13 protein-coding genes are annotated in these 17,321 nt (G+C 53.8%); 1 reads left to right on the top strand and 12 read right to left on the bottom strand.

Annotation, left to right across the window (positions count from 1 at the left end; genetic code table 11):
• Positions 1 to 43: 43 nt before the first annotated feature.
• The 7 genes from IC803_RS00680 to IC803_RS00655 all read right to left on the bottom strand — a co-directional run bounded on the left by IC803_RS00680 (position 44) and on the right by IC803_RS00655 (position 9,215).
• On the bottom strand, positions 44 to 1,339 hold the full coding sequence (locus tag IC803_RS00680; protein WP_081210755.1) for an ABC transporter substrate-binding protein: 1,296 nt from the start codon (positions 1,337 to 1,339) through the stop codon (positions 44 to 46).
• 609 nt (positions 1,340 to 1,948) lie between these two features.
• Entirely contained in the window at positions 1,949 to 3,490 is a 1,542-nt protein-coding gene (locus IC803_RS00675) for an AraC family transcriptional regulator (protein WP_063193367.1), read from the bottom strand.
• A complete protein-coding gene (locus tag IC803_RS00670; protein ID WP_081210757.1) occupies positions 3,468 to 4,937 on the bottom strand; it encodes a sensor histidine kinase in 1,470 nt (489 codons plus the stop codon). The genes IC803_RS00675 and IC803_RS00670 overlap by 23 nt, the downstream gene beginning before the upstream one ends.
• A 58-nt stretch (positions 4,938 to 4,995) precedes the next feature.
• Positions 4,996 to 5,130: a hypothetical protein gene (locus IC803_RS18290; RefSeq protein WP_255396861.1), complete on the bottom strand. Its 135-nt coding sequence runs from the start codon at positions 5,128 to 5,130 to the stop codon at positions 4,996 to 4,998.
• 154 nt (positions 5,131 to 5,284) lie between these two features.
• Positions 5,285 to 6,298, bottom strand: a complete 1,014-nt coding sequence (locus IC803_RS00665) for a sugar-binding protein (protein ID WP_081210779.1) — start codon at positions 6,296 to 6,298, stop codon at positions 5,285 to 5,287.
• A gap of 514 nt (positions 6,299 to 6,812) precedes the next feature.
• A complete protein-coding gene (locus IC803_RS00660) occupies positions 6,813 to 7,655 on the bottom strand; it encodes an Rpn family recombination-promoting nuclease/putative transposase (protein WP_081210759.1) in 843 nt (280 codons plus the stop codon).
• A 216-nt stretch (positions 7,656 to 7,871) separates the two neighbouring features.
• Positions 7,872 to 9,215 (bottom strand): 6-phospho-beta-glucosidase, encoded by a 1,344-nt coding sequence (locus IC803_RS00655; protein ID WP_081210761.1) that lies wholly within the window; start codon positions 9,213 to 9,215, stop codon positions 7,872 to 7,874.
• Between the two features lie 124 nt (positions 9,216 to 9,339).
• Between IC803_RS00655 and IC803_RS00650 the strand changes: the two genes are divergently transcribed.
• Complete coding sequence (locus IC803_RS00650; RefSeq protein ID WP_081210763.1) at positions 9,340 to 10,095, top strand: MurR/RpiR family transcriptional regulator; 756 nt, start codon at positions 9,340 to 9,342, stop codon at positions 10,093 to 10,095.
• Positions 10,096 to 10,100: 5 nt separating this feature from the next.
• On the opposite strand, the gene IC803_RS00645 is transcribed toward IC803_RS00650, so the two are convergent.
• The 5 genes from IC803_RS00645 to IC803_RS00625 all read right to left on the bottom strand — a co-directional run bounded on the left by IC803_RS00645 (position 10,101) and on the right by IC803_RS00625 (position 16,793).
• Positions 10,101 to 11,537 (bottom strand): glycoside hydrolase family 1 protein, encoded by a 1,437-nt coding sequence (locus IC803_RS00645; RefSeq protein ID WP_081210765.1) that lies wholly within the window; start codon positions 11,535 to 11,537, stop codon positions 10,101 to 10,103.
• Positions 11,538 to 11,919: 382 nt separating this feature from the next.
• Complete coding sequence (locus tag IC803_RS00640) at positions 11,920 to 13,287, bottom strand: FAD-binding oxidoreductase (RefSeq protein ID WP_081210767.1); 1,368 nt, start codon at positions 13,285 to 13,287, stop codon at positions 11,920 to 11,922.
• Positions 13,288 to 13,333: 46 nt separating this feature from the next.
• Positions 13,334 to 14,311, bottom strand: coding sequence for an alpha-ketoacid dehydrogenase subunit beta (locus IC803_RS00635; RefSeq protein WP_081210769.1), 978 nt, complete (start codon positions 14,309 to 14,311; stop codon positions 13,334 to 13,336).
• Positions 14,312 to 15,391, bottom strand: a complete 1,080-nt coding sequence (pdhA, locus tag IC803_RS00630; RefSeq protein ID WP_081210771.1) for a pyruvate dehydrogenase (acetyl-transferring) E1 component subunit alpha — start codon at positions 15,389 to 15,391, stop codon at positions 14,312 to 14,314. It abuts the gene before it with no gap.
• Between the two features lie 100 nt (positions 15,392 to 15,491).
• Complete coding sequence (locus tag IC803_RS00625; RefSeq protein ID WP_081210773.1) at positions 15,492 to 16,793, bottom strand: dihydrolipoamide acetyltransferase family protein; 1,302 nt, start codon at positions 16,791 to 16,793, stop codon at positions 15,492 to 15,494.
• Positions 16,794 to 17,321: the final 528 nt, after the last annotated feature.

Here is a 17,321-nt window from a genome sequence, read left to right as displayed (position 1 = left end):
GACGAAAAGGGGAAGAGAATGGCTCCCGTCCCCTTTCCATTCATTACTTCTTCAGTTCCGCCGCTGCCGAAACAAGAGTGTCCGTAAACGAATTCACATCTTTTTGCGTGACGAAAATGTTGACGGCCTGATTGACCTTCGTGACAAACCCTTCCGGCGCTGCCGAACCGTGCGCTAAGCTCGGCGCCAGCTCCGCCGTCTTGAAGTCTTGCATCGTTTGCTTGCCGTATTCATCGTACTTGGACGGATCGGCGTCAATGCGAGCCGGGATCGAGCCTTTCAGCGGGTTAAACACATCTTGCCCCTCGACTGAACCAAGCACCGCTAAAAACTTCTTCACATCGTCCGAGTTTTTCACGCCTTTTGGCAAGCCGAACGTATCGGTGATGACCATAAACTTGCCATCGGTGTTCGGTGTCGGTACGTAGCCGAAATCTTCGTTCACTTTTAATTTTAGATCGTTGACGAAATAGCCTTTGGCCCAGTCGCCCATCACGTACATGGCCGCTTTTCCTTCAGCGACGAGCTGAGCCGCGTCTTGCCAGTTGCGCGAGCTATGGTCTTCGTTAATATAGCCGAGCATTTTCTTAAACGTCTCAACCGCCTGTTTCACTTTCGGATCATCAAACGACAGTTCTCCGGTCCAAAGTTTTTGGTAGTTGTCCGTTCCGAGCGTGCCAAGCAACACCGTTTCAAACAAATGCGTCGCGGTCCACGGTTCTTTATCACCGAGCGCAAGCGGTGTAATGCCTTTTGCCTTCAACTGGTCCGCCACTTGGAAAAACTCGTCGAACGTTTTTGGCGGCTGAAGCCCGTTGTCGGCAAATACTTTTTTGTTGTACCAAAGGACGTTGCCGCGGTGAATGTTCACCGGAACGGAGTAAATGTTGCCGTCTTTGCTGACCATGTCAATGAGCGCTTTCGGGAATTTGTCCATCCAGCCTTCTTGTTCATACAAGTCGTTGAGCGGCTCCATTTTGCCGGCAGCGACCCATCCTTCATTCAGCTCCGCCCCACCGTGCACTTGGAACGTCGATGGCGGGTCGTTCCCTTGCATGCGGCTCGCTAAGACCGCCTTGGCGTTCGTCCCGGCCCCGCCGGCCACCGCCGCGTTTTCGATTTCAATATCCGGATATTTTTCTTGGAACAGCTTGATCAGCGCTTTGAGACCGTCTTCCTCACCAGCTCCCGTCCACCAACTGAAAATCTCCAGCTTCTCTCCTGCTTTTTGGCTGCCTTGGTTGGCGTCATCGGATGAAGAAGAGCTCGAGCTGCAGCCCGACAGCGCCATCCCGACGCCAAGCGCCAACGCCAGCCATGCGGATGCTTTCTTTCGCATGTTCCTCCCCCTTTATTCTCTTTTGAAAACCCTTTCAACGATGATTGTATCATGCACCACTCCTCTGATTCCGACTCGATTTCTTCACTTTTTTGCGTTTTTCTTCACTTTTTTGTTGTGGAGCAAAAACGAAAAGCGGTTTGTCGATGAGACGGGTGAGGCAACGGAAAATGAGGATGAATCATGGAGTTTCTCCATTGGAGAAACTCCATGCCCCCGATGTTTCTCAAAATCGCTGGAAGGCAAACAGCTGATGTTCAACCGTCTTCTATCTATAGGGCTGGTGATTTCGTGCAAAATACTGCTAGTTCCAGCTGTTTCTCAATTAGAAAAACCTTGCGGGATCAGCTTTCTTTTTTAGCAAAATGCCGCTGATTTGCTCGTGACAGCCGTTTTTCACCGGCCTTCTATATTCACGCAGGAACGCTCTGTTTCAATAGTAGAATGTAAGTGGTGGATCATTGACAAGTCACGGCAGCTGCCTCATCGGCCTCCCTTCTTTTCAAGCCGTTTGCCCCCTCAACGGGAGAGCGGGCGCACAACACTAAAAAAGCCCGCCCAATTCAGGGCAGGCCCATAGGTTTCTCGATGTAGGCGAGGCTGCACCGGCTACCGCCTCTGCAGTTTTTTCCGGTATTCACTCGGCGACCAGCCCGTTTGTTTTTTAAACACGCGGCTGAAATAGTTTGGGTCATTGTAGCCAACGGAAAAACAAATTTCTTTTAAACTGCAATCGGTGCGAACGAGCGCTTCTTTGGCCCGCTCGATGCGCACGTTCGTCACGTAATCGATAAACGTGATGCCAAACTGCTCTTTGAACAGTTTGCTGAAGTAATGCGGGCTCATCCCAACGTGTTCGGCCACCTCTTCAAGCGTCAGCGGCTCGGCATAATGGCGGTCAATGTAGTCCTTCGCCTTGCCGATTTTGCCGTGGGCTTGCTGCTGGCGCCATACTTCCACCTGTATGACGATGCGGTCAAGCTCATCAACCATCGCTCGTCTCAATTCCTCCTCTGAACCGCAGGAGGAAAACGAAGAAGTTCGTTCATAACGAACACCTAGCTCAGCAAGAAAACGGGCAAGCGAAACGAACAGCTCATCCATCTTACGCCATGCCGCCGAGAGAGAATAGGAAGAGAGAAGCTCATCGACATAAGCGAAGCTGAGCATTCGTGCTTGTTCGCTGTCACCAAGGCGCACCGCCTCAAGCAACTGTTTTTCCTGCTCGGCTTCCCTTTCCGGACGCATCGCTTCCGCAGGCAAAAACCCAACCCGCGCTTTTTGGCGTTTAGCATAATAATGGACAGCCGACAGCGCCTCGTAATACGATGACCGTAACTCATGAAGGTGCAAAACCGGGGAGCCAAGCCCGATATAAAGCGTATCATTATAGCGAAGGGCGAACTGGCTGACCAGTTCGAGCGCCAACGACTGTGCAGCCGGCCGCCAGGCGATCGCAGCATCATGATCGCTTTGGAACAACAGCACCGGCAAGCGTCCGTTCGCCATCCAGCCCGTCATATAGCGAACAGGCGTCTGTTCGCTGAGCCGTTCCTCCACCCATCGCTTCCATTCTTCCGCCCGGTTGCCAGCAGGAAACTGAATGACGAGAAACATCCCTGAAACGACGGAAAATGGGAGCAACTCCTCCCACCGTTTCCACTCATCTGCCGGCACATCCTCGATCATCAATACGGACAACCATTCTTTTTCAACGAGCGTCTGCAAACGGTGAAATCGTTCTGCCAGCTGACGGTGCTGCTCTTCCGCTTGCCGCTTGGCTGCCGCTTCCTCGCTCACCCGCTGCAGTGCGGAGATGACGTCCTCCTTTCGGCTTGGCTTTACTAAATATTCCTTCACACCAAAGCGCATGGCTTGCCTAGCATAGTCAAACAAATCAAAGGCAGAAACGATGATAAAAGAAATGTCCAAATCGAACTGACGGATCGCTTCGATCGCCCCGAGCCCGTCGAGGCCAGGCATTTTAATGTCAATGAGCATCACATCGGGGCGATATTGTTTGGCAATCTCAACGGCCTCACGCCCGTTGGCGCCTTCCGCTATGACTTCAGCATGCGGGAGATGGCTGCCGATCATTTTGCGCAACGCTTTCCGTTCGAGCGCTTCATCATCCACGATCGCCACTTTCACTGCTCATCCCTCCTTGCCATCGCGGCAATAATAACCGAATGGTTGTCCCCTTTTCCGGCGCTGATTCAATTTCCGCCACGTCCGTCACTCCGTAAAACAATTGCAGCCGACGGATGACATTGCGCAGACCGATGCCGGTCGAATGGCCGCGCCCTTGCTCACGGCGCGCCGACGTCTCTTCGCCGCGAATAAACGCCTCGAGTTCCGCTTTCATCCGCTCGTCCATGCCGACGCCATTGTCCTTCACTTCGATGACGACCCGATTATGTTTTTCACAAATGGATACGGTCAATTCGGCTCCCCGTTCGTACGATTCGATGCCATGAATGAATGCATTTTCAATCAGTGGCTGCAATGTAAGCGGCGGAAGCCGTTGATCAAGGCAGGCCGATTCCGCCTCAATGGAAAACTTAATCCGATCAAAAAAGCGCGTTTGTTGGATGAAGAAATATTCGCGAGCGATGCATACCTCCTCAGCAAGTGCCACCGTCCGCTGCAAGTCCCCTAAGTTGTAACGCAAAATCGCCGCCACTGCTTCGATGAGCCTTGATGTTTGCTCAGCCTCTTCTAAATACGCCATCTTGGAAACGGTGTTGAGCGTATTAAACAAAAAGTGCGGATTGATCTGGCTTTGCAAACTTTTCAGTTCAAGTTCTTTCACGAGCCGGTCAAGCTCCGCTTTTTGTTTCATTTCTTCGATCAGCTGCCTTAAATTGCGGCGCATATCATTAAATGTGATCGTAAGCAGCCGCAGTTCGTCGTTCGTTGTCGGCCTCACATCCGGTCCATCGAGCCGTCCGGCACCGATTGCCCGAGCTGCATGCGCGAGGTGGATGATCGGCTTCGTCAAACTGCCAGAGAAAAACACAGCGAGCAGCACACCGAGGCAGAGTGTTGTCGCAAACAGACCCATCCCCATATACCGGAAATAGCGGTTGCGCCGCTCGACTTCATCATACCGCTGTTGATAAGCCGTTAACTCATCGTCGATGAAGTTTAACGTTTCTTCTTGCAAAAATAAGGCGATATTCATCGTTTCATGCAGATGGGATGAGTACAAACCAATATTTCCAGACTGAAAATGATAGACCGTGAGCGCCGCTTCCTCTAACAAACTTTCAATCATATGTTCATAGTTTTCTGCCGCCAACCGGTCGGACAAGATCGGCAAGATGGCGCCAACTTGGCGGCGATGTTGCTGCAACCAGCGGAATTCCTGCTCATAGGCGCGCGCGTATCGCCCCTCTTTTTCCGACACGTACGCATTAAGGTGTTCCATCAACCGGTTCGTCCGTTGCGACACTTCATTTAGCAACAACAAGCGGCGCATCCGGCGATCGTAATCGCTCATCATCTCTTCGCTCGTTTGGTACAAAAGAAACACCGCTCCATTTAACAAAAGCAAAAAAACGGTAAAACAAAGCAGCATCTTCGTGCGGATGTTCATCCTGGCTTTCCCCCCGCTGTCCCCAGCGCTTTGTTGTCTGCACCATCCCCGTGCCGTTTCAAGCTAAAACGGATTCCAACGTCAAGCTGATCGAACCGATGAAGGCGCCGCCGCGTTCAAATGGGCGTACTTGAATGCGACAGCCATCCATATTTTCATCGCACACCCCACCGTTTTGACGGCGCTCCCCCATCTTCCGCCGCTTTCCGTTCACCCTGCCAAGCTGTTGTTCGAATAGAACGTGCTGTTTCCCAAATCAGAGTCGCATTGACTCCTCTTTGCACACAAGGAACGATCAAGAAAAACACTTTTTTACTCGTTTTCTATAGGAGCTGCAAATGCCAACGTTATGGTGTCTTGACTTCATAATTGCGCGCCGGGCGCAGCGGCAAATCTTCTTTTCGAATGACTTTCGTCTCTGTGTTCGTCACAGCCAGCACGTCATGGCCAGCGACGATCTCAGCCATCAGTTTCACCGCCCGGTATCCCATTTCATACGGTTCTTGGACGACCGTGGCTTCAATCGTCCCTTTTTGCAAATACTCAATCGTCTCCGGCAGCGTGTCAAAGCCGATAATATATGTTTCCCGCTCGCGGTGAAACTGTTCGACCACTTTGGCAATACCGATCGCATCAAGGGCACTCGTGCCGTAAAAGGCGTTCACGTCCGGGTGTTTTTTCAAAATGGTGTACGCTTTTTCGGCTGCTTGTACGCGTGTAATGTGCGACTCCTCGATGGCGACGATGCGGATTCCTTTTTCTTGTTTTACCGCATCTTGAAACCCGCGAACACGCAGTTGCTGATGTGCGGCCGTCAAACTGCCGGTAATGATGGCGACCGTTGCCTCTCCGTGCATATCCTCAGCGAGCGCCCGCCCGGCGATAAACCCGGCGTAGTAGTTGTCCGTGCCGACATAGGCCGCACGCCGGCTCGTCGGAGCATCCGTATCGATGGTCACCACAGGAATATTCTTGTCGGCGATTTCATTAATCACCGGCACAAATTCCTCTTCCGTCAACCCTTGGGTGATGATCCCATCGACTTTCGCCGCCGCCGCTTTTTTCAAAATGCGCAAGTGCTCATCGATATTCGCCTGCCGTGGGCCGATATACTCGAGGTCAACCCCCAGTTCTTTCGCCGCCGCTTTCGCTCCTTTTTCCACGAGCCGCCAGTAATCATTATCGAGTTCCTCGGGCACGAGCACGAAATGATATGCCTCTTTTGTTTTTTCCGGAACCCGTTCCTTCTCTGATTTCGGATACGCATACACGTTCCAAGCGCAATAGGCAGTGAAGGAAGCGCTTGCAAGCAGCGCGGCGATGCCGCCCCCGTAAAACAGCCGTTTCCACCAATCGCGCATCTTGATCCCTCCTACCGCCATTGTACACGAACGTCGGGGCGCTAGCCTAGACAAAAGAAAATGGATGCCGTGTCTCTCCTTTCTTCCCGCCTGCCGCGGCCGCACATCGCTCTTCTCTGCTTCTCGATGACAGCAAAAGCTGTATAGATATAGATGCAACGAAGAAGGTGAACAGATCCTTGACGGAAAAGCGGTTTGTCCATTTTCGACTATCGAAGGCAAGCCAAAGGCTTGCCCCGTCACGCCAAGGCGTGACGGAAGACCGAACAACCACCTGCTTCACAGACCCATCTATGGGTCTGGAAGCGGCGTTGTTCGGTCGCCCGACAGTCGATAAAAGCTGCAAATGGTCAATCTTCAAATTGCATCTATATGAAATACAAATAGGGGTCAGTCTGGCCGTCATCATTCGCCATGCGGCGATGGCCATGTCCATCATCAAGTGCAGAGCGAGCAAAAAAAAAACGCCGTTCCGAAACAGATTGGCTGCATTGGAACGGCGTCCCCCCATTTTTTACTCTTTCAACTTTTCCACCGCCTCCACTGGCAGTCCGGTCAACTCACAAATCGTTGGCACGTCATACCCTTTCGCCAACATCTGCTTGGCCACATCCATTTTTCCTTTTTCCATTCCCCGCCGCTCGTAGGAGATCAGGAGATCGTTCACTTTTTTCGCTTCCTTCGTTTCCATTTCGTTCACCTCGTTTCGCAATTCGAGTTCCTCTTGTTCGGACAACCGCAAATACGTCTCGAAAAAGCCAAACAACAGCCGCTGTTTCGCTTCATCAAGCTCCAAGCGGACGAGCATGCGCAAAAATTCTCTTTTCACTGCCACTCTTTCACTTTCATTATACCCCATTTTGCTTAACAGAGCGGCCGCGACCGGGTTGTCGCGGCGAATGTACTCGCGCCATGGCAACTTGCGCAGTTCAACGGTAAGAAAGCGGAAATCGACAACGGTTAGGAACGGAAACTTGATGGTGAACGAGGACGGTTCATCGCGGATGGCGTCATAGCTGAAGATGGCAATGGGCAGAATGCGGCGGCGGTATTTTTGAAACAAACGGCTGATATAAAGAAACATGCGCTCGGGAAACGCCGGCTGCGTGTAGCTTTGGTGTTCGATATGGACGATGATCAGCCCGTCTTCCCCCTTCAACTTCGTTTCCACCAATAGATCCACACGGTGCTTTTCGCCGGCTGCCACATCCGTAAACACTTCTTCGGACAAAAAGGAGATGTGGCGGAAGTCGACTTGTTCATACACGTGCGGGAAAAACAGAAGCAAAAACTCTTCAAAAAACGTCGACAACAACTCCTTAAACAGCCGGTCGTGATCGATTCGCGTTTCGGACACGGTCTCCCTCCTTGTGATATTTGAACTTCCTTTATTTTTCTTCGCCGCGCCTTGGGCAAAATCCTGCCGAAAAGGCTGGTGAAAAGCATTGATTTTGTCTAAAATAAGAGGAACGTGAATGGGAAGAAAGCCCTTGTGTTGTGCGGCTTTTCACGATGAAATGAAAAAGCCGCCTCGGCGACAGGCGGCTTTGTCAATCGTTTTCCAAGCGGCCGTTTAGCGCCCGGCCGCTGCTTTTGTCTGCTTAAAAAACTGCGGCAAGTATTCTTTATGCGCTTCAAGCATTTCGTCCAAAATTTGTTTGGCGATGGTGTCAGACGGCACAAGCGGGTTGATCGTCATGGCGACGAGCGCCGTTTGGTAGTCGCCGGTGACCGCCGCTTCGGCCGCGACGCGCTCGAACGACTTGATTTGCTGGACGAGGCCGCGCACCGCGACCGGCAAGTCGCCGACAGCGATCGGTTTCGGCCCATCTTTTGTGATGACACAGTTGACCTCAACAGCCGATTCCGGCGGAATGCTCGCAATGGCGCCGTTGTTTCGCGTGTTGATCGGCTGAATGTCGCGCTTGTCGTTGTAAATCGAGCTGATCAAGCTGCAGGCGGCGTCGCTGTAGTACGCCCCACCGCGCTGTTCGAGCTGCGGCGGCTTGATGGCCAAGTTCGGGTCTTTGTACAGCTCAAACAGCTCTTTTTCGAGCTGTTGGACGACTTCGGCGCGCGTTCCTTTCGTTTTCGCCGTTTCCAGTTCCTCGGCGAGCATTTTGTCTGTTTGGTAGTAATACCGGTGGTACGGGCATGGCAGCACTTTCAGCCCTTTTAGGAAATCCGGCTCCCAGCCAAGGTCGACGATATTTTTCATCGTCACACCGGAACGATCCGGATGGGCAAGGAGGTCGATCACCTTTTCCGTCACCTGGACGCCGTCCAGATAGACGTGCAAGCCAAACACCATATGGTTCAAGCCGGCAAAATCGATGTGCACGCGGTCGGCATCAACGCCAAGCAGCTTGGCGACACCCATGCGCATGCCGATCGGCACGTTGCACAAACCGACGACTTTTTCCTGCTTCGTGTAGCGCAAGACGGCTTCCGTCACCATCCCGGCCGGGTTTGTGAAGTTGATCAGCCATGCATCGGGGCAAAGCTCTTCCATATCGCGAATAATGTCCAAAATGACCGGAATGGTGCGCAACCCTTTAAACAATCCGCCCGGACCGTTTGTCTCTTGGCCGATCACCCCGTATTGGAGCGGGATGCGCTCATCTTTCGCCCGCGCCTCTAGGCCGCCGACGCGAAACTGCGTCGTGACAAAATCAGCTCCTTCTAGCGCCCGACGGCGATCCAAAGTCAAATGAATCTCGATCGGCACGCCGGCTTTTTCGACCATCCGTTTGGCAAGGGCGCCGACGATTTCGAGTTTTTCTTTGCCTTCCGGAATATCGACAAGCCACAGTTCCCCGACCGGCAGTTCGTGATAACGCTTAATCAACCCTTCGACCAATTCCGGCGTGTAGCTTGACCCGCCGCCGATCGTCGCCATTTTCAATCGTTTCCCCATACTCCTCTTCCCCTTTCGCCCAGTTGGGCATGGTATAATCAATGTAGGAATCAACCAGTGGGCTTGAAAGCGCCATCCTTTCCCGGCTATCGCATGTTCCGTCCCATGAAAGCGAGGTATCCCGATGTTCACTCCCGAACAAATCGCTCAGTTCTCCGAACTCGACTACGCCATTTACGACTATGTGATGAAACATCCGCATGAAGTCGCGTACATGCGCATCCGCGAGCTCGCCGAAGCCGTCCATGTCTCGCCGCCGACTGTGCTCCGCTTTTGCAAAAAGGTCGGCTGCGACGGCTTCAGCGAATTTAAGACAAAATGGAAGCTGTATTTGCGCGAGGCAAAACGAACCGCGATCATCAGCAGTCAAGAGGTGCTTAAGGAATTTTTCGAGCGGACGCTGACGGCCGATTACGAGCGGACCATTCTGGATGCGGCAGCTGTGATCGCCCGGGCGGATCACGTCATTTTCGTCGGAGCAGGCAGCTCGGGCATTTTGGCCGAATACGGCTCGCGTTATTTTTCCGCGTTTCAAAAGTTTTCCGTCTACATCAAGGATCCGTTTTTTCCGATTTACGGCCATTATTTCCACAACTGCGCCGTGATCGCCTTGTCGGTGTCTGGAGAGACGTCCTATACGCTCGCCCAAGTGCACCGCTTCAAGGAAAACGGCAGTACGATCATCAGCATCACCAATCGGAAACATTGCACGCTCGCGAACATCTCGGACTACAACTTGACATACTATACCACGCCGGAGCGGATCGGACAGACGGATGTCACCACTCAGCTTCCGGTCGTCTACTTGCTTGAGCGGTTGGCGAAAGAAATGTATCGGCTGCTGCCGGCGCAGACTGACCGCGGGCCGAGTGGGCAGTGACAAGGCTACAGCTCGGCACCGTTCGTCGCAATCACACGCTGATACCAATAAAAGCTTTTCTTTTTGATGCGGCGCAAATCTTTTTCCGATTCATCGTCACGGTTGACGTACACAAATCCATACCGTTTTTGGTAGCCGTTCAACCAGCTGAGCAAATCGGTGAACGACCAAGCACAGTAACCGAGCACGTCCACCCCATCCGTCATGGCGCGTTGAATTTCTTGAACATGGCGGCGCAAGTAGTCGATTCGATAATCGTCATTCACAATATCGCCTGGCTCCAGCGTATCGAACTCACCTAAGCCGTTTTCCGTAATCAAAATCGGCAGCCGGTAACGGTTCGCAATGCGGCGCAGGCCAATACGCAAGCCAATTGGGTCAATCGCCCAATCCCAGTTCGTCGTATCGACATGCGGATTGCGCACGGTTTTAAACAGTCCCGGAATGCCGCTCGAAGTGGATGTCCCTTTTTTTCCCGTCGTATTCATCACGCCTTCGCCGACGCCATCTGGCGGATTATGCTCCACAGTCGTAGTTTGGTAATAGTTGACTCCCATAAAGTCCGGTTTCGCCGCTTGGAGCAGCTCCCAATCGCCTGGCGCCACCGTCGGCTCCAGCCCTTGCGATTCAAGATAGTTCCAAGCCGCCTGTGGGTACATGCCCCACGCATACACATCCATCCACCAATGGTTTTGGAATTCTTCTGCGTTTTCAAAAGCAAGCACATTTTCCGGACGGCTGTCGTACGGGTACATTGGCGAGTAGGCAAAGCTCGGCCCGATTTTTCCATCAGGCACGTAATGACGGAACGATTGAATCACTTTCGCATTCGCCAAATTGGCGATATGGTTTGCCTCATACATGCGTTTCATGTCTTTTACGCCCGGCGGATGCAAGCCAAGCCGATAGCCCAAAGAAATGAAAATGTTTTGTTCATTGAGTGTCACCCAATATTTGACCCGGTCGCCAAACCGTTGAAACAATGTCACGGCATACCGGTCAAAATCATCAATGATGCGCCGCGATTCCCATGCCCCATAGGCATCCATCAAGGCTTGCGGCACGTCCCAATGGTATAACGTCACAATCGGCTCGATCCCATGGTTTCGCAGCTCCTCAATCAAGCGATCGTAAAAATCAAGCCCTTTTTCGTTGACGACCCCGTTTCCATCCGGAAACACGCGGCTCCACGACACCGAAAACCGATACGCCTTCAACCCCATTTCCGCCATCAACGCTACATCTTCTTTATAGCGATGATAATGATCGACAGCGACGTCACCGTTGGTTCCCTTAAACGTTCGGCCCGGCTGTTTGGCAAACACATCCCATACCGATAATCCTTTTCCATCTTCGTTCCACGCCCCTTCGACTTGATACGCAGCTGATGCTGCGCCCCATAGAAACTCAGGCGGGAACGATTTAAGATGACGATGCTCCATTCAAATCGTCTCCTTTCCGAAAGCAAACCCCGTCGATTGAATCGTTCTATCTATTACCAATAAACCGTGTTTAATGCAAAAAGTAAAGGGCGCGGCGGCTTTTTGTAACGCGACGAACGCGAAAAACAATTGTTTCTTCAGAGTAACAAACGGTTACAAAAATAGGACAAGCCGGCGCGCAGGATACAAAAAACAACCGGGAGAGCGGTTCATGAAATGCGAGAAACGGCCCTCTCTATTCCTAGTCAGGAAACACAAGAAGAAAAAGGTGCTCCATTCGTTCGGAGCACCCTTTTCCACATGCAGGACGGTCTTTCCCCAGTTATCGTTGGGAGAAAATCGCTATTACCTTCATCCGTTGAGCCGCCGTACAGACGAAGCGTTACGGCAAAAAGATTTTCCCCGGATTGAGAATGCCGTTCGGGTCAAACAGCTGTTTCAACCGTTTCATCCAAACGACGGCGTCGCCTTTTTCCTCGCGCAAAAACGCCCGTTTGCCAATGCCGATGCCGTGCTCTCCCGTGCACGTGCCGCCGTGCGACAAGGCGTAGCGGACGATATGAGTGTGCACCTGCTCGATTCGCGTCATCTCCTCGGCATCGTTCGGGTCAAAAGCAAGCACCGTATGGTAGTTGCCGTCGCCGACATGGCCGAAAATAGCAGCGGTCATGTTCTGCTCGTTGACGAGCCGACGCGTATCGGCGATCGCCCCCGGCAGCTCGGACAGCGGCACGCACACATCGGTTGAGAGCATCGCCTTGCCTGGATAGGCGGCTTGAATGGCGAACGCCGCATGGTGGCGCGCTTCCCACAGCTTCGCGCGGGCGAGCGAGTCGGTTTCAACCGTAAATGAAACCGCCCCCTCCGCTTCGCACAACTCGTTGACAAGCTTCGTTCCATCCTCGACGCTTGATGGGCTGCCGTTCAATTCGATAAACAGCGTCGGCCTCACCGGATAATCGGTTTTTTTGTATGCATTGACCGCCGCGATTGTCGCTTCATCCACGAGCTCGATTTTCCCCGGACCGACGCCGGCCTTCAGCACGGCAAACGCCGCTTGCGCCGCCGCCTCAAGCGATGGAAAACACACTTTGATCGCATTGGTCGCCTCCGGAATGCCATGCAGGCGGACAATAAGGCGGGTGAAGACGCCAAGCGTCCCTTCCGATCCGACGAACAGGCCGGTCAAATCATATCCGGCGGACGACTTCACCGCGAGGCTTCCCGTTTGCATGACCGAACCATCGGTGAGCACCACCTCAAGGCCAAGCACTTGATCGCGCATGACGCCGTATTTGACGCAGTTCGTTCCGCTCGCATTCGTCGCCGCCATGCCGCCGATCGTCGCGTCGGCCCCCGGGTCGACTGGGAAAAACAGTCCGTATCGCTTCAGCGCCTCATTCAGTTGCATCCGCGTCACTCCCGGCTCGACGATGGCGAGAAAATCGTCCGGGCGAATGTCGATGATGTGGTTCATCAACGTCAAGTCCAAACTGATGCCGCCTTCAACCGGAATGACGTGCCCTTCTAAGCTCGTGCCGGCGCCAAACGGCGTCACAGGAATGCGGTGCTCGTTGGCAAACGCCAGCACCCGGCTCACTTCCTCCGCCGTTTTCGGAAAGACGACGACATCTGGCTTGTGCGGCGCATGATAGGCGATGCCTTTGCTGTGGTGTTCGAGCACCGTTTCGTTTTGGCTCACCCGCTCGCGGTCGCCGATCAATTCAAGCAGTGATTCGTATATGTTCATCGTTCTCCCCCTTATCGATGGGATCAGCAGACGTACCTCGCATCAACTAATAACGCAGCAACGTTTCAACTCCTTGCGCAATCCGCTCAGCGTTCGGCAGCCAATCATCTTCCACCGACGGCACCGGGTACGGCGTGTCGTAGCCGGCGATGCGCACGATGGGGGCCGAGAGAGCGAATAGCGCCCGTTCGCTGATCAAGGCCGCCACTTCCGCGCCAAACCCGCCTGTTTTCACCGCTTCATGGACGATCATCACCCGTCCCGTTTTTTCGACTGAGGCGATGATCGTGTCGATATCAAGCGGCTGCAGGCAGCGAAGGTCGATGACCTCCGCATTGACTCCTTTCGCCTGCATCTCGGCGGCGACTTTGGCGGCAAGCGGCACGGTCGCCCCCCACGTGAGGATCGTCACATCTTCTCCTTCTTTGACGACCCGCGCTTGGCCGAGCGGAATCGTGTACGGTTCTTCCGGCACCTCCATGCGAAACGCCCGATACAGCTTCATCGGCTCCAAAAACAGAACCGGATCTTCATCGCGAATAGCAGAAATCAACAGCCCTTTTGCATCGTACGGATTGGACGGCATGACCACTTTTAAGCCGGGCGAATGGGTAAACAGCGCCTCAAGCGCATCCGAATGCAATTCGGGCGTCCGCACCCCGCCGCCGTACGGGCTGCGCACAACAATAGGGCATGCAAACCGTCCGGCGGAGCGGAAGCGGATGCGCGCCGCTTGGGCTGCCAACTGATCCATCGCTTGGTACACAAACCCGAGAAACTGAATTTCAGCAATCGGCCGCATGCCGTTGATCGCCAAACCGATCGACGTGCCGATAATGCCGGATTCCGCCAACGGCGTGTCAAACACACGCCCATCGCCAAACTGCTCAAGCAGCCCGTCCGTCGCCCGGAAGACGCCGCCGTTTTCACCGACATCTTCGCCAAGCACGATGACGCGCGAATCGCGCTCCATCTCCTGGCGCATTGCTTCATTGATCGCTTCAATCATCGTCAGCTCGGCCATTTATCTCACCCCGCTCCGTTGTTTGCGCCGCATCACTTCTTCTTTTTGCTCGGCCAGCAATTTGGGCGCCTCGCTGTATACGTAATCGAATACATCGACAATCGAACCGGACTTGCCGGCGATGGCCGCTTCGTACGCCGCCGTCACTTCATCATTCACTTGGGCGACAAGCGCTTCTTCTTGCGCTTCCGTCCACAGCCCACGCCGCTCCAGCAGCACGCGCAGACGGCAAAGAGGATCTTTCGTCCGCCATGTCTCGACCTCTTCCGGCCGTCGGTATTTCGTCGGGTCGTCCGCCGTCGTGTGCGGCCCAAGCCGATAGGTGAGCGCCTCGATCAATACCGGGCCCTCGCCGCGGCGGGCCGCTTCGACCGCCTGTTTCATCGTTTCATACACCGCCAACACGTCGTTGCCATCAACCAGCACCCCTTTCATCCCGTAAGCGAGCGCCTTTTGCGCAATCGTACGGCTTGCCGTCTGCTTCCGGTACGGGACGCTGATGGCGTACTGGTTGTTTTGGCAGAAAAAGATGACCGGCACGTTGTATACAGCGGCAACATTCATCGCTTCATGAAAATCGCCCTCTGACGTCGCCCCGTCGCCGAAATAAGCCACCGATACGTGCGATTCGCCTTTCAACTTCGATGCCCACGCGCAGCCGACCGCATGCAGCGTCTGAGCGGCGATGATAATTTGCGTCGGAAAAATATTCACCCCATCCGGCATCCGTTTTCCCGACAGGCGGCCCTGCACATAATGGAAAAACTGTTCAAGCGGCATGCCGTGCAGCAAACAGACCGCGACTTCACGGTAGCTTGGGAAAATCCAGTCGTCTTTTCGGAGCGCAAGGGCGCTGCCGACTTGCGCCGCTTCTTGGCCGCTGAACGGCGCATACGTCCCGATCCTCCCTTGCCGCTGCATGCGCAACAGCCGCTCATCGATGACGCGCGCCCGCCGCATTTCCCGATAGGCGCAAAGCAGCCACTCATCGGAAAACGCCGCCAGCTTCTTCTCGTCGCCGTTCCCGTTTTCATCCAAAATTTGCACGATCTCGACCGACAATTGGTCCGGGTCAAACATGGGCTTCCCTCCTCATCATTTTTTCATCACAGCCCAACTGCTTCTCTTTGGCGCTCGCTCTCCTTCAATACGAAGACATGTCTTCCTAACCACGCGCCGCCTACCGCACGTCCAAGAGCAATACTTCGGGATTTTCCAAATTGTGCGCCACCGTCCGCATAAACCGCCCGGCCGGCTCGCCGTCAATGACGCGGTGGTCAAAGGTGAGCGATATCCCCATCATGTCGCGAATGGCAATCTCATCGTCGATCACGACCGGTTTCCGCTTGATGGCATGGGCGCCGAAAATCGCCACTTCCGGGTAATTGATGATCGGCGTCGCAAACCAGCCCCCGCCCGCTCCAGTGCTCGTAATCGTAAATGTGCTTCCTTGCAGCTCCTCAAGGCGAAGCGCCTGGCGGTGCGCTTTTTCTGACAGTTCGGCGATTTCGATGGCGAGTTCGCGGATCGATTTTTGATCGGCGTCACGGATGACGGGGACGACGAGCCCCGCTTTCGTCGCCGTCGCGATGCCGATGTGATAGCGCTTTTTCAGCACGATTTCATTCGTCTCTTCATCGAGCGAAGCGTTAAACATCGGATATTGCTTCAGCGCCCTTGTCACCGCTTTGATGACAAACGGCAAATACGTCAGCTTGATGCGTTCTTCCGCCAACTGGCTGGCAAGGTGCTTGCGGATTTCCACCAGTTTCGTGACGTCCACCTCGTCCATGCCGGTCACATGCGGCGCCGTGTACGCCGATTTCACCATTTTTTCGGCGATTTTTTTGCGCAAGCCGCGAAGCGGGATGCGCTCTTCTTCTGGAACCACACGCTCCATGCTGGCAATGGACGTCCATGCGGCTGTGTCTGCCTTTCTCTCTGTCGCTACGCTCCCGGATGGCAAGATCGCGGCCTCGCTCCCTTCACTTGGCACCGCCTCCGCCACCGCGGCGGCTGCTTCCCGCTCTCTGACATACCGCTCCAAGTCGGCGAGCGTCACCCGGCCGCCTTCTCCCGTTCCTTCCACTTCATCAATCGGAACGCCCATTTCCCGCGCTCGCTTGCGCACCGACGGCGCGGCAATCGCCCGCTTGCGCGCAGGGCGCGGCGCGCCTTCTTGGGCAACAGAGACAGCCTCTCGATGCGAATCTTCAGCGGGAGCCGCTTCGCCCGCGGCCGACGCCTCCGTTTCCACGACAATCAACGGCTCTCCCACCTTGACCGTCGCTCCTTCCGACCCAGCAAGCGCCACGACTTTTCCAGCCACCGGCGTCGTCATTTCGACCATGGCCTTATCGGTTTGAATTTCAGCGATCGGCTGGTCGGCCTTCACCACATCCCCTTCGCGAATGAGCCAGCGGATGATTTCGGCTTCATGCAGCCCTTCGCCGATGTCGGGCAATTTAAATTCGTAGATCATGCGATATCCCCTTCCCCTTGTTCTCGTGTTGCGATTGGAAACAATCAAATGGTGCAGCGTCGATGGTGTGGAAATCATGAGGAAACACAATGGTTAAGCGCTTACAATAGATGCGGTGAGAACCTTTTTTCTACCAAAACGCGAAATTAATATTTCGAATTTTCTAACCTACAAAATTTATGATAGTATATAGATTGTGGCGCTGTCAATATAAGGAGAGCGGACATTTTTCGCCCGCTTCGACAATCAACGACAGTTGCCTCTATTATCACAAAATAATAAATATCGATCCCATTCAACCGAAACAACGGGGGGCCAACACGATAAGCAAGGAGTTTTTTGCAAGACGTCAACAACGGCTTTCACGCGCAAACCGGTAGCACCCGCGCAAAAAAGAAAAGGATTTGACCTATTCTCCAATAAATATAGCACTCGAGTAGATGTATATACTACTTGGCGGGACAATGCTTCTGAATTGTTTTACTGTAAGATTAAGGAGGATTTCCTTTGTTTAAGGATATAAAGATA

Origin of the sequence: Geobacillus sp. 46C-IIa, from assembly GCF_014679505.1 — a bacterium.
In the GTDB taxonomy this organism is placed as follows: Bacteria; Bacillota; Bacilli; order Bacillales; family Anoxybacillaceae; genus Geobacillus.
The sequence above is the reverse complement of the archived record's forward strand: the minus strand, read 5'-3'. Positions and strand labels throughout refer to the sequence as shown.